The sequence below is a fragment of the Belnapia arida genome (assembly GCF_016773205.1).
GTDB classification, from domain to species: domain Bacteria; phylum Pseudomonadota; class Alphaproteobacteria; order Acetobacterales; family Acetobacteraceae; genus Belnapia; species Belnapia arida.
The window spans coordinates 229,096-241,581 of record NZ_JAETWB010000006.1; the positions used below are offsets into that span (position 1 = coordinate 229,096).

Here is a 12,486-nt window from a genome sequence, read left to right on the forward strand (position 1 = left end):
GCGTCCGTGAGCCTGTGCGAACGGGAACCGCTCTAGCGCTTCAGGAACACCGTCCCCAGCACGTCCAGCACCTTCGCCCCGTCCGCGACGCGCTGCGCGGTGAAGCGCAGCTTGGCGACGCCGCGGTCCGGCTTGCTGCGGCTCGGGGTCAGCTCCTCCACCACGCCGGTGACGTGCAGCACGTCGCCGGGCCGTACCGGGGCCGGCCATGCGATCTCCATCCCTGCCCCGCCCAGCGAGACCTTCGCCAGTACGCCGGTGCGGATCATGGTGGCGAAGGCGGCCGAGAGGGTGTGCAGGCCGGAGGCGATGAGGCCGCCGAAGGGTCCCTCCGCCGCTGCCGCCTCGTCTACATGGAAGGGCTGCGGGTCGAAGCGGCGGCCGAAATCGAGAATTTCGTCGCGCGTCATCTCCAGCGTCCCGAAGTCGAAGCGCTGGCCGACCGAAAGCTCGTCGAAGGAGGCAATGGGTGCGAGGCTCACGCCAGCACCTGCATGTCGCCGTCGACCGAGAGCGACTGGCCGCTGATCGTCGCGCCGAAGGGCGAGCAGAGGTAGAGCGCCATGTTGGCGATGTCCTGCGGCGTGACGTAGCAGCGGAGCGAGACGGCGCGCAGCGCCTCCGCCTCCTGCTCGGTGAAGCTGCGGCCGTTCGCCTGAGCCTTGGCCTCGATGACGCGGCGGATGCGGTCGCCGGCGACGAGGCCTGGGAGGATGGCGTTCACCCGGATTCGCTCCGGCCCAAGCTCGATGGCGAGGGACTTGGTGAAGCCGACGACGCCCCACTTCGCCGCGGCATAGGGGCTGCGGAGGGGGAATCCAAAGCGCCCGGCGGCCGAGGAGAGGTTGACGATGGAGCCCCCGCCCGAGGCGCGCAGCGCCGGCACCGCGCGGCGGGCGCAGTGGAACATGGCCTCGAGGTCGATCTTCAGCGTGCGGCTCAGCGCCTCGGGCGTCACGTCCTCGACGCGGGCGGTGGGGCCGGCGATGCCGGCATTGTTCACCAGCACGTCAAGCCCGCCGAGATGGGCGATGGCGGCATCGACGAAGCCCTCACAGCCCTCGACGCTCTCCATATCGGCGAGCATCGAGGGATGGGGTGAAGCAGCCAGCGCCTCCCGGTCCACATCGCAGAGGAAGACCTTCGCGCCGCAGCTGGCGAAGCCGTCGGCCATGGCGCGGCCGATGCCGCCCGCGCCGGCGCTGATCGCCACGCGCAATCCGTCGAGCCGCACCGTGAGCGGCGCCGTGTTGTCCTGCATCCTGTTTCCTTCCCTCATCGAATAGCCGCGGCCAACTCGCCGCCGAGCATCTGGAGCTGCTGTGCCTCCACCGCCGGCACGCCGGACGGGAGGCTCACCCGCAGCTTCACGAAGGCACGGCGCGAGAGGCCGAGGCAGAGATAGCTGTCCGACCGGCTGCCGCCGTCGAAGGCGAGGCTGAATTCCTCGCAGCGCATCGCCTCGGCGCCGGACGGCAGGGTGATGACCGGGCCGGGCTGGCGCGCCTCGATGCGGTAGCGGCGCATGGGGCCGAGCATCTCGACCTCGCGCACCGCCTGGGTGAACTCGGCGGCCAGGCTCTCGGCGGTCGCGCCGCCCGGGAGGCTGCGGTCGTAGAGGTAGAGGGTGGCGACGCCGGGGCCGCCGGGCGAGGGGCGGTACTCGGCGGCGGCGCCGAGCCCGGCCCCGTTCGGCCTCGCCTCGAAATCGGTGACACTGCCGCGGCGCCAGCCGGCGGCCTCGGCGGGCAGCGTTGCGATGCGCTGCAGCGGCGTCGCCGCATCCTTCGGGCCCTGGGCAGCGGCGGGGAGCGCGATCAACAGGACGAGGGCGACGAGCGGGCGGGCCATGCAGGAGGCTAGGCACCCCGGCGGCGGCCCGGCAAGCTCCCTCCATGCGCATCCTGATTCTTGCCCTGCTCCTCCTCGCCCCCGGCTTCGCCTTGGGGGCGGAGCTGAAGCTGGCGAGCTGGAACATCGCCTGGCTCACCAGCCGCACGGCGCTGCTGCCGCGGGACAGGGCGCCGCGGGAGAGTGGCGACGTCACCCGGCTGGCCGAGTATGCGCGGCGGCTGGATGCCGATATCGTCGCCCTGCAGGAGGTGGACGAGCCGGAGGCGGCGGCGCAGGTGCTCGACCCGCGGGCCTATGCCTTCTACTTCCCAGAGGAAGACGACCTGCAGCGCTCCGGCTTCGCCATCCGGCGCGGGTTGCGCGTCATCCGCAACCCCGATCTCGAGGCGCTCGACCTCAACCCGGAGGCCCAGCGCTCGCTCCGGCGTGGTGCGGATGTCACCGTGGAGGCGGGCGGGGCGCGGCTGCGGCTGCTCTCGCTGCACCTGAAGAGCGGGTGCAGCAGCGGGCGGCTGGAGCGGGAGGACCGGGATTGCGAGCAGCTCGCGCGCCAGGGCGAGGTTCTCGCCGGCTGGATCGCGGCGCGGCGGCGGGAGGGCGTAGCCTTCGCCCTGCTCGGCGACTTCAACCGCGCCTTCGAACGGCCGGACGAGCCGCTCTGGGGCCGGCTCAGCGCGGCCGCCCCGCTCACGCGGGTGACGGAGGGCGTCTCCAACCCCTGCTGGGCGGGGCCGCGTGGCGGGCGGGCCTTCATCGACCATATCCTGCTGGGTGGCCGGGCGCGCGACTGGCTGGTGCCGGACAGCCTGCGCGTCCTTGTCTATGCCGAGCAGGGGCGGGACTGGCGCGAGCGGCTCTCCGACCATTGTCCGCTCAGCATCCGCCTGCGCCTGCCCCGAGGAGAATGACGATGGACATCAAGCAGCGCCGCAAGCTGGTCGAACGCTACCGGGTGGAGCAGGGCAAGGGCTTCCGTCTGACGGACTGGGAAACCGGCGATACCGCAGGCCTCGACCTGAAGAAGGAGGAGGCCGCCCGGCTGTTGCAGGAGGGCGTGGAACGCCTCGCCGGGCTGCAGGACAAGCTCTATGCGCAGGATCGCTGGGCGGTGCTCTGCCTTTTCCAGGCAATGGACGCGGCGGGGAAGGACGGCGCCGTCAAGCACGTCTTCACCGGCGTCAATCCGCAGGGCTGCCATGCCACCAGCTTCAAGGCGCCGGGGCCGGTGGAGCTCGACCACGACTTCCTCTGGCGGCATGTGATTGCGCTGCCTGCGCGGGGGCAGATCGGCATCCACAACCGCTCCTGGTATGAGGAGGTGCTGATCGCCCGCGTCCATGCCCAGGTGCTGGACCGGCAGAAGCTGCCCGCCGCGCTGCGCACCAAGCGCATCTGGGAGGAGCGGCTGGCCGACATCGCCGCCTTCGAGGGCTATCTCGGCCGGCAGGGCGTGGTGGTGGTGAAGTTCTTCCTGCATCTCGGCAAGGAGGAGCAGCGCCGGCGCTTCCTCAAGCGGATCGACGAGCCGGAGAAGAACTGGAAATTCGAGATGGGCGACATCGCCGAGCGGCGGCATTGGGACGCCTATCAGGAGGCCTATGAGAAGGCGATCCGGGCGACCGCGACGCCGGCCGCGCCCTGGTACGTCGCCCCCGCCGACCACAAGTGGTTCACGCGGCTGGTGGTGGCGGAGGCGCTGGCGCAGACCCTCGAATCGCTCGACCTGCACTACCCGGTGGTGACGGCGGCGGAGCGGGCACAACTCGAGGAAGGGCGGCGCGAATTGGGCTGAACCCTTGACCGGCGCCACGCGGGTTGCGACGTATAAGGCGTGAGGGACCTTTTTCCCGTCGGCCGTGACGATGATCGTCTCTGGGCCGTCTACGCCACGGTCGGGCGCATCAACCGCGTGGCCGATGTCTATCGGAGCCGCGCCGCGGCACTCGCGGACCGCGACTGGCGGGCGCAGCAGGTGCGGGCCTATGAGGACTTCCTCCGCCGCAGCCGCCAGCCGGTGCCGCATTACAGCGTGGCGCCCATCACCCGGGCCGAGCTGCCACGGAAGTGGACCCCCCTCCCCGCGCTGGGCTTCCTCCGCGGCCAGTTCATCTGAGCGGTGGATGGCCGGCTCGGCGCCCGGCCGCCGCGCCCGCTATGCCTCCCTGAGCGCCCGCGGCCAGCGGCCGCCGAGCAGCAGCGCCAGCATCGCCACATAGGTCGTGGCGCCGCAGCCGCCGATCATGGAGATCGCCATCAGCGCTGGCTTGCCCTGCACATGCTGCGCGATCAGCAGCGCGACCGCCGCCATGGCGAGCGTCGCCACCACCGGGACCACCAGCTGGGCGCAGAGCCAGCGCAGCGGCCGCTCCAGGGCGCGGAGGCCGAGGGTCAGCTGCAAGGGCACGACGGCGAGCGTCCCGCCCACCCAGCAGACGGCTGCCCCGGCGGCATCGGCCGGGCGTATCGCCAGCAGCGCCAGCAGCGGCACGGCGAAGGCGATGAGCTGGGTGATGAGGTTCATCCGCGTCCGTCCGAGCGCCAGCCAGAGCGCCGGCGCAGGACCGATCAGGAAGGCCGGTATCGCCGCCAGCGCCACCAGCCGGGCGGGTTCGGCGGCCGCAACCCAGGGGCCGCCCATCAACAGGGTGACGAGCTGCGGCGCGGTGATGGCGAGGCCGACCGCGATGGGCAGGCCGATCAGCGCCTGGAGCTGCGCCAGGTCACCGTAGCATTGCGCCATGGCGTCCCGGTCATGCTGGAGGGCGGAGAGGCGCGGCATGGCGAGGCGGGCGGAAGCGCCGCTCACCACCGACATGGAGACATCGAGCAGGCGGAAGGCGATATGCGTCACCGCCACCACCGTCTCCGCCACCATGGTGCCGAGGACGAGGATGAAGATCCGGTAGCGCCCGTTCAGGACCAGCAGCGCCAGGATCTGCGGCCCGGCGATCGGCCAGAGGTCGTTGATCGCCGCCCGGTCCAGCATCAGCCGTGGCCGCCAGCCGGAAAGCAGGCTGAGCAGGAGGAAGACGCCGAACGTCGCCGCCGCCTGCTGCACCACCATCGCCCAGGGGCCCCAGCCGGCGGTGGCGGCGAGCATCCCGAGCCCGACCGAGAGGGGTTGGCAGATCAGCACCCGCTGCGCCAGCAGCCGGTAGTGCCGCGCCCGCAGCGCCAGCGCCGCCATCAGCCCGGAGGCGGCGGAGAAGGGCAACAGCAGGGCCAGCACATGGATCATGTCGGTGAGGATCGGGGCGCCGATGGCGCGCGCGATCAGCGGCGCCGCGAGGCCAAGGCCAAGCACGGCGATCAGCGCCACGCCGATCGTCACCCAGAGGGCAGAGGAGCGGTGCCGCTCCTCGAGGTTCCGCCGTTGCAACAGGGCGTCGCCGAAGAGGGCGGCGATGGGGAAGTCGATGGTGAGGAAGGCGCTCGCCGCGATGGCGCCGATGCCTGCCGCCTCCGGCCCGATCAGCCGCGCGATGAAGAGCAGCCCGACCAGCGAGAAGGCCGCCGAGGCGAGGGTTTCCGCCGCCACCCAGGCAGGGGAGCCGGACGCTGGTAGAATCCGCCGTGACGCGCCGATCATCGGCCAGCCATGCCCAACTTAGGCGAAGCAGTGTCCCTGCGATTCAACTGCACCATGCCTTGCGCCATCCACGTCCTCGGTATTTCATGTATGTTAATGGTATATTAGACGAGTTGCAGCCAACTGCAGGCGGCGCCGAAAGTCAGATGTTGAGCCTGTTGAAGATCGGCGTCGGCAGCAGGCGGATGATGGTCATCACCGGCCACCAGATAACTGGAAGATAGGCGCTGCCCCCGCCGCGCCCCGCCCGGCGCCAAGCCGCGGCGGCGAACTCGCGGGGCGAGGCCATGAAAGGCAGCCGCGGCAGAGCCCAGGTCATCCCCGTGTCGACCGGTCCGGCCTTGATGCAGAGCACCCGCACGCCGGCCCCCGAGAGCCGAGCCGCATAACCTTGCAGATAAACCAGCAGTGCCGCCTTGGTGGCGCCGTAGAGGAAGTTGCGCTTCCGCCCGCGGTCGCCGGCGACCGAGCCGAGCGCGACGACCGTGCCGCCCTGCTGCGCCTCCAGCACCGGTCCGAGCACGCCGAGCACCGAGGCCGCGCCGGTGAAGTTCGCCTCCACCATGCCGGCGGCCACCGCCGGATCGGCATCCGCCTCCGCCTGATCCGGCATGACGCCGAAGGCGAGGAACACGTTGAGCAGCCCGCTGCCCGCCCGCTGCCGACATTCGGCGACGAAGCCGGCATGGCTGGCGAGCTCCCGCGCCTCGAAGCGCATCGGCAGGGCGGAGACGCCGTGACGGATGGCGAGGTCGGCGGCCTGGTGCTCCAGATCCTCCATGTCGCGCCCGGCGAGCAACAGCGCGGCGCCATGCGCCGCGGCCTCCCGCGCGAAGGCCCGCGCCACGGCCGAGGAGGCGCCGAGGATCAGCCAGGTCTCGTTCACAGCCCGATCCTCCGCGCCATGTCGGAGGAGAGCCGCCGGTGGGGATCCACCCGCTGCCGCACCGCCCGGAACTCGTCGGCCCGCGGATACATGGCGGCGAAGCTCTCGGCCGAGAGCAGGCTGTCCTTCGCCAGGTAGATGCGCCCGCCGGCATCGCGGGTGATACGCTCCAGCCGGGCGAAGATCGCCTCGCTGCCGGGCCGGGCGGGGATGTCGAGGGCCAGCGAATAGCCGGGCATCCCGAAGGAAAGCATCCCCTGCCCCTGCGGCCCCATTACCTTCAGCACGGCGAGGAAAGAGGCATTGCCGCCCGCCGCCACCGTCTCCAGCAGCTGGCGCAGCGCCGCCTCGCCGGGGCCGGGCGGCACCACGCACTGGAACTGGCGGAAGCCCTGCTTGCCATACATCCGGTTCCAGCCCTCGATGGCATCGAGCGGGTAGAGGAACTGGCGATACGGCACCGTCACCTGTTGGCCGGAGGCCGGCACGCGGCGCCAGTAAAATTCGTTGAAGGCGCGCACGCTGGCGCCGTTCAGCAGCCAGCCCGGCGCGTCGATGGGGAAGCGCCTTGCCTTGGCCGGACGGGCTTCGATGCCCGACTCGGCCGGCTCCGCCGTCTCCAGCACGCCACGGCCGAGGGAGGCGCCGCCGGCCAGCGCATCGATCCAGCCGACCGACCAGGTGGCGCCGCCAGCAGCCGCGAAGCCGGCGAGGAAATCGTCGAGGTTGCGCACCCGCCGCCGGCGTACCGCCAGCGCGTTGGAGGGCACGCGCATCAGCCGGAAGCAGAGCGCGGCGACGAGGCCGGTGAGGCCGATGCCGCCGATGGTTGCCTGGAACAGGGCGGGGTCGCTCTCAGGCGAGACGCGCTGCATCCGCCCATCGGCCAGCAGCAGGTCGAACCAGAGCACATGCTCGCCGAAGCTGCCGGCATGGTGGTGGTTCTTGCCGTGGACGTCGTTCGCCAGCGCGCCACCGAGCGTGACATGCGCGGTGCCCGGCGAGACCGGGGCGACGAAGCCGCGCGGCAGGAAGACATCCAGCAGATCGGCGAAGGTGACGCCTGGCTCCGCCACCAGCTCGCCCGTCGCCGGGTCGAAGCCGAGGATGCGGTCGAGCCGGCCGGTGACGACCACGGCGCCATCTGTGTTGAGCGCCGCATCGCCATAGCTCCGCCCGCCGCCATGGGCGATGAGCGTGCGCCCCTCCGGCGCGTCGAGCGCGGCGCGCAGCTCGCGCAACCTCTCCGGCCGCGCGGCGAGGCAGGGGCTGAGGCTGGAGCGACCCCAGCCTTGCAGTGCCGTCTGCTTCCAGGCGGTGGGGCGCGTCGCCGCTTGCGCGGCCAGCGTATCGGGCATAGCGGCCTGTCCCTACAGCGCCAGGACAATGGCGACGGCGGCGACCAGGCCGATGCCCCAGGACCAGGGATCGCGCAGCGCGAAGACCACCGGGTCGTGCTGCAACTCACGGCGATGCGCCAGCAGCCAGATTCGCATCAGCCAGATGGCGACCGCGCCGGGCGCGACGTAGAGCCAAGCCGGATTGCTGTACATGCGCGAGGGCAGCGCATCGTCGGCGACATAAAGGATCATGATCTGCAGGGCGCCGATCGCCGCCGCGGCGCCGAAGCCGAGCGTCAGCGGCCAGTCCTCCACCTCCCAGCCGCGGCGCGCGAGGCCGCCGCCCTCGCGCGCCTCCATCAGCTCGCAATGCCGCTTGGCCAGCGCCAGGGAGAAGAAGAAGAAGCCGGCGAAGGCCACCAGCCAGGGCGAATAGGGAACATCGGCAAGTTCGATGCCGAGCGAGAGCCGCATGGTGAAAAGCGCGGCGATGGTCAGCGTGTCGATCAGCGCTATGCGCTTGAGGCCGCCGGAATAAAGCAGCGACAGCCCGCAATAGCCGATGATGGCGACGGAGAGCATCGGCCGGAACAGCAGCGGCGCCAGCAGGGCGAAGGTGATGAGGCCTAGCGCCACGGCCAGCGCGTGCAGCGGGCGGATGCGGCCCGAGGCGATGGCGCGGTGCCGCTTCTTGCGGTGCTGCCGGTCGGCGTTGAGGTCGGCCAGGTCGTTCAGCAGGTAGGTGCCGGAGGCGGCGAGGCTCAGCAGCAGCATCCCCAGCACGCAGTGCAGGATCGCCGTCGCGTCATGCAGTTTGTGGCCGAGCAGCAGCGGCACCAGCACCAGGACGTTCTTCGACCACTGGTGGACGCGGAGCGCGCCGATCCAGGTGCGGAGGCGCGAACCCTCGGGCGGGAATTCGGCGACGACGGCGGGGTTGATGCTGCGCGCCGCGGCGGCGGTCGCGGGGCTGGCATTCACCAGAACGATCTCGGTGGCGGCGGCGAAGACGGGCAGGTCGTGCCGGCTGTCGCCCGCATAGGCGAAGCCCTCGGGGAAGGAGCGGCGAAGGAATTGCGCCTTCTCCTCGCTGCGCAGGTTGCGCGTGCCGTCGCTGCCCGTCGCGCTGCGGAACAGCCCGACATGTGCCGCGACCGCATCGGCGATCGCCTGGTCGGCGGCAGTGACGAGATGCAGCTCGCGGCCGAGGCTGTGCTGCTCGCGCAACCAGTCGAGGAAGGGCTGGCGCAGCGGCAGCCCCGCGGCATCGGCGGGCGCCTGCTGACTGACGCGGCGCTTGAAGGCGGCGCGGCCCGCCGGCAGGCTGCGCAGCAGGCCGGGGACGGCGGCGGGGCTGTGCAGCAGCGCCTCCACCAATCCTTCATGAAGCGTATCGGTAGCCAGCAACGTCCCATCGAGATCGACGGCAAGCGGCAACAACCGCGCCGTCCCGGGAAGCGCCTCGCTCGTCTGCACCCCTTGCATCCAGTACCGATCCGATCCCATACCGCAGCGCAAAATCACATTTGCTCCCGCCTTCGGGTAATGCCATTGGCGTGAGACATGCAACTTCACGCAGAAACGTCTTGTTGTGCACACTGAGGTTTGACCACAAATGTCAAAGGCCGATGCAACCCTGGCGCGTCTCCAGGCCGGTATGCGCACGCAACGCAACGTGACCGCAACCGCAGCACCGTGAGGGTGCGACGATCTTTCCTTTACATGCGTACCGCTCCTATTTTCCGGCGGCTTCCGGGACATGGTGGCGGATGCAGGATACGGTCATTACCGAGGACAGGATGACAACGACACACCATGGCGAGGCGGCGACGCCACCCACCGCCCGCGTGCCGAGCGTCACCGCCTGCCTGGTCACGCATGACCGGCCGCACTACGTGCGCAGCTGCCTTGAGAGCTTGCGCCAGCAGACGGTCGGTCCGGACGGTTTCGACATCGTCGTCGTCGACAGCTGCTCCGCGCCCGCGGTGAGCGAGGAGCTGGCTGCGCTGGTCGCGCCGCTGCCGAATGCGCGCCTGCTTCGCGTGGACCGGCCCGGCGCGAGCGCCGCGCGCAACCTCGGCGCCGAGGTGAGCGAGGCGGACTTCATTGCCTATCTCGATGACGACGCGCTCGCCATGCCGGACTGGATCGAGCAGATCCAGCGCGTCGCGGCGACGCGCGACCCGTGGCCGGGCGTGCTCGCCGGCCGCGTGCTGCCAGTCTGGGAGGCGCCGCTGCCGGACTGGTGGCCGGACAGCCTGCGCGGCGTGCTCTCGATCATCGAATGGGAAGGCACCGGCGAGTTCCGCACGCCGCAGGTGCCGGACGGGCTCGAGCCCTACGGCGTGAACATGATCGTGCAGCGCCGGCCGCTGCTGGAGATGGGCGGCTTCGCCGACCGGCTCGGCCGCGTCGGCAAGCTGCTGCTCTCGGACGAGGATGTGCAGGTCGGCTGGCGGTTGCAGGACCGCGGCTATTCCGCTTGGTACGACAGCAGCATCGTCGTGCGTCACCAGATCCAGGCGCGCCGGCTGCGGCCGGAATGGCTGCTGGAGCGGCTCTACTGGCAGGGCGCCTCGACGGTCGCCACGCGCCGCATCCTCGGCGCGCCGGAGCAGGTCTGGCGCGAGCTGCCGCGCCGCCTCGTCGTCGAGGCCATCACCCTGCCGAGCTCGCTGCTGCCGCAGGACAGCACGGCCCTGCTGGCGCTGCGCTGGCGCCTCGCCTATGCGCGCGGCTTCACCCGCATGGCGCTGATGGGCGAGCACAAGAAGCGCAGCCTGCCCGGCCGCCTGCTGCGCGCCCTGCTGCGCCGCGACGGCGAGCCCGTCATCCCGACCCTCGACATCGGCGCTCGCGCCGACGAAGCCGGCAAGACCCATCGATGAGCGAGCCTGCCCTCACCGTCTTCTTCGCCACGCGCAACCGCGCGCATGCCATTCCGCGCGTGCTGGAAGCCTTCACCGGCCTGCGATCGCCGGAGGGCGGGTGGAAGCTGGTCGTCACCGACAACGGCAGCGGCGACGATACACTCGCTGTGCTGCAGGGCTTCGCCGGGCGGCTGCCGCTGACCATCCTTTCCTGCCCGAAGCCGGGCAAGAACCGTGCGCTTAACCTCGCCTTGCCCGAACTGCAGGGCCGCCTCGCCGTCTTCACCGATGACGACGTGCTGCCGGATGCCGATTGGCTGGTCCGCCTGCTGGCAGCGGCCGACGAGCATCCGGAGGCGGACATGTTCGGCGGCACGGTGGCGCCCGAATGGCCGCGGCCGAAGCCCGACTGGCTCTCGGAAGAGGTCGTCGAGTTCAGCATGCTCTACTCGCAGCAGCTGCGGCCGAGCGGGCCCTGCGGCTTCGCCGACATCTTCGGCCCCAACATGGCGATCCGCGCCGACCTCTTCCGCGCCGGCACGCGCTTCGCCGAGCATGTCGGGCCGGACGGCACCAACCCGCTCTACGCCATGGGCAGCGAGACGGAGCTGCTGCGGCGGCTGGAGGTGGCCGGGCATCGCGGCTGGTTCGAGGCCTCGGCCCGCCTGCGCCACATCATCCGCCCGGAGCAGATGGAGGAAGGTTGGATCCTCGAGCGCGCCTTCCGCTACGGCGCCGGCGAGGGCCGCAACTATGTCGCCGGCTCGCTGCCGAAGGACATCCTGCGCCGTGTCGTCTACCGCATCGCCGCGCAGGGGATGCGGCTGATGCCGCACTCGCCACGCCGCCTCCGCATCCGCTACCGCGACCGCTGGCTCGCCGGCGCCGCCGCCGGGCGGCAGGCGCCGCAGCAGGGTTCCGCTATTCCGCGGTGATCCCGCCCTGCGTCACCACGCGCTTCCAGCGGGCGATCTCAGCCTGCTGGAAGGCGGCGAATTCTTCAGGCGAATTGCCCACCACCTCGAAGCCGAGATCGGCCAGCCGCGACGCGGTCTGCGGCACGCGGAGCGCGGCGATGGCTGCGGCGTGCACCTTGGCGACCAGCGGCGCCGGCATGGCCGCCGGCCCGCCGAAGCCCTGCCAGGAATAGACGACGAAGTCACGCAGCCCCGCCTCGCCCGCCGTCGGCACCTCCGGCAGCAGCGGGCTGCGTGCCTCGCTGGTGATGATGATCGGCCGCACCCGCCCGTCCCTGATCTGCGGCGCGATGGAGCCGAGATTCTGGAAGGACATCTGCACGGTGCCCGCGATCAGGTCGGTCGTCGCCGGTCCGCCGCCGGCATAGGGGACGTGCGCCACCTCGGTGCCTGTCGCCTGCTTGAACATCTCCATCGTCAGATGGTCGGAGGAGCCGATGCCGCTGGTCGAGTAGGACGCGCGGCCGCCATTGCCCTTCAGCCAGGCGACCAGCTCCGGCAGCGTCTTCGCCGGCACCTGGCCGGGATGCACCACCAGCACGTTCGGCGTCCGCACCGTCTGGGTGATGCGCGTCAGCTGCGTGACCGGGTCATAGGCGAGGTTCGGCCGCAGCGCGACATTGATCGCCCAGGTGCTGATCGGCGCATGCATCAGCGTGTAGCCGTCCGGCGCGCTGCGGATGACGGCCCGGGCGCCGACCTCGCCGGTCGCACCCGGCCGGTTCTCGGCGACCACCGGCTTGCCGAGCGACTGCTGCATCCCCTGGGCCAGCGCCCGTCCGATGATGTCGGAGGAGGAGCCTGGAGCGAAGGGCACCAGGATCGTCACCGTGCGGGAGGGCCACTCCTCCTCCGCCCGGGCAATGCGGATGCCGGGCAGGAGGGCGGCCGCCCCGATCAGATGCCTACGACGCATGGCGTTCTCCCTCCCGGCTGTTGGCGCGCATTGGCAATGGGCGGCCGCGCCGCG

General features: G+C 71.1%; 13 protein-coding genes. 5 read left to right on the forward strand and 8 right to left on the reverse strand.

Annotated features, from left to right (window positions below):
- Positions 1-32: 32 nt before the first annotated feature.
- From JMJ56_RS15580 to JMJ56_RS15590, 3 genes are read right to left on the reverse strand one after another with little or no spacing between them, the layout of a single operon-like run.
- A complete protein-coding gene (locus tag JMJ56_RS15580; RefSeq protein ID WP_202832666.1) occupies positions 33-482 on the reverse strand; it encodes a MaoC family dehydratase in 450 nt (149 codons plus the stop codon).
- On the reverse strand, positions 479-1,261 hold the full coding sequence (locus tag JMJ56_RS15585) for an SDR family oxidoreductase (RefSeq protein WP_202832667.1): 783 nt from the start codon (positions 1,259-1,261) through the stop codon (positions 479-481). The genes JMJ56_RS15580 and JMJ56_RS15585 overlap by 4 nt, the downstream gene beginning before the upstream one ends.
- A 14-nt stretch (positions 1,262-1,275) precedes the next feature.
- Positions 1,276-1,851 carry a hypothetical protein gene (locus JMJ56_RS15590; RefSeq protein WP_202832668.1) on the reverse strand — a complete coding sequence of 192 codons (576 nt, stop codon included), beginning with the start codon at positions 1,849-1,851 and terminating at the stop codon, positions 1,276-1,278.
- A gap of 44 nt (positions 1,852-1,895) precedes the next feature.
- On the opposite strand from JMJ56_RS15590, the gene JMJ56_RS15595 reads away from it, so the two are divergent.
- From JMJ56_RS15595 to JMJ56_RS15605, 3 genes are read left to right on the forward strand one after another with little or no spacing between them, the layout of a single operon-like run.
- Positions 1,896-2,762 carry an endonuclease/exonuclease/phosphatase family protein gene (locus JMJ56_RS15595; RefSeq protein WP_202832669.1) on the forward strand — a complete coding sequence of 289 codons (867 nt, stop codon included), beginning with the start codon at positions 1,896-1,898 and terminating at the stop codon, positions 2,760-2,762.
- 2 nt (positions 2,763-2,764) lie between these two features.
- Positions 2,765-3,646, forward strand: a complete 882-nt coding sequence (locus JMJ56_RS15600; protein WP_328702393.1) for a polyphosphate kinase 2 family protein — start codon at positions 2,765-2,767, stop codon at positions 3,644-3,646.
- Between the two features lie 39 nt (positions 3,647-3,685).
- A complete protein-coding gene (locus JMJ56_RS15605; RefSeq protein ID WP_202832671.1) occupies positions 3,686-3,967 on the forward strand; it encodes a hypothetical protein in 282 nt (93 codons plus the stop codon).
- Between the two features lie 39 nt (positions 3,968-4,006).
- On the opposite strand, the gene JMJ56_RS15610 is transcribed toward JMJ56_RS15605, so the two are convergent.
- From JMJ56_RS15610 to JMJ56_RS15625, 4 genes are all read right to left on the reverse strand, one after another.
- Entirely contained in the window at positions 4,007-5,443 is a 1,437-nt protein-coding gene (locus JMJ56_RS15610; RefSeq protein WP_202832672.1) for an oligosaccharide flippase family protein, read from the reverse strand.
- A 142-nt stretch (positions 5,444-5,585) separates the two neighbouring features.
- The gene (locus JMJ56_RS15615) at positions 5,586-6,329 is read right to left on the reverse strand and encodes an SDR family NAD(P)-dependent oxidoreductase (RefSeq protein WP_202832673.1); all 744 of its coding nucleotides are present in this window, start codon (positions 6,327-6,329) and stop codon (positions 5,586-5,588) included.
- On the reverse strand, positions 6,326-7,687 hold the full coding sequence (locus JMJ56_RS15620; RefSeq protein WP_202832674.1) for an FAD-binding protein: 1,362 nt from the start codon (positions 7,685-7,687) through the stop codon (positions 6,326-6,328). Before JMJ56_RS15620 ends, JMJ56_RS15615 begins: the two co-directional genes overlap by 4 nt.
- 12 nt (positions 7,688-7,699) lie before the next feature.
- Positions 7,700-9,154 carry a UbiA family prenyltransferase gene (locus JMJ56_RS15625; RefSeq protein WP_202832675.1) on the reverse strand — a complete coding sequence of 485 codons (1,455 nt, stop codon included), beginning with the start codon at positions 9,152-9,154 and terminating at the stop codon, positions 7,700-7,702.
- Between the two features lie 314 nt (positions 9,155-9,468).
- On the opposite strand from JMJ56_RS15625, the gene JMJ56_RS15630 reads away from it, so the two are divergent.
- Together JMJ56_RS15630 and JMJ56_RS15635 are read left to right on the forward strand one after the other, a co-directional pair.
- Positions 9,469-10,557, forward strand: a complete 1,089-nt coding sequence (locus JMJ56_RS15630; protein ID WP_202832676.1) for a glycosyltransferase family 2 protein — start codon at positions 9,469-9,471, stop codon at positions 10,555-10,557.
- Positions 10,554-11,474: a glycosyltransferase family 2 protein gene (locus tag JMJ56_RS15635; protein WP_202832677.1), complete on the forward strand. Its 921-nt coding sequence runs from the start codon at positions 10,554-10,556 to the stop codon at positions 11,472-11,474. The genes JMJ56_RS15630 and JMJ56_RS15635 overlap by 4 nt, the downstream gene beginning before the upstream one ends.
- Here the strand turns inward: JMJ56_RS15635 and JMJ56_RS15640 are convergent.
- Complete coding sequence (locus JMJ56_RS15640; RefSeq protein WP_202832678.1) at positions 11,461-12,432, reverse strand: Bug family tripartite tricarboxylate transporter substrate binding protein; 972 nt, start codon at positions 12,430-12,432, stop codon at positions 11,461-11,463. The two genes, JMJ56_RS15635 and JMJ56_RS15640, sit on opposite strands and share 14 nt — an antisense overlap.
- Between the last annotated feature and the right edge of the window lie 54 nt (positions 12,433-12,486).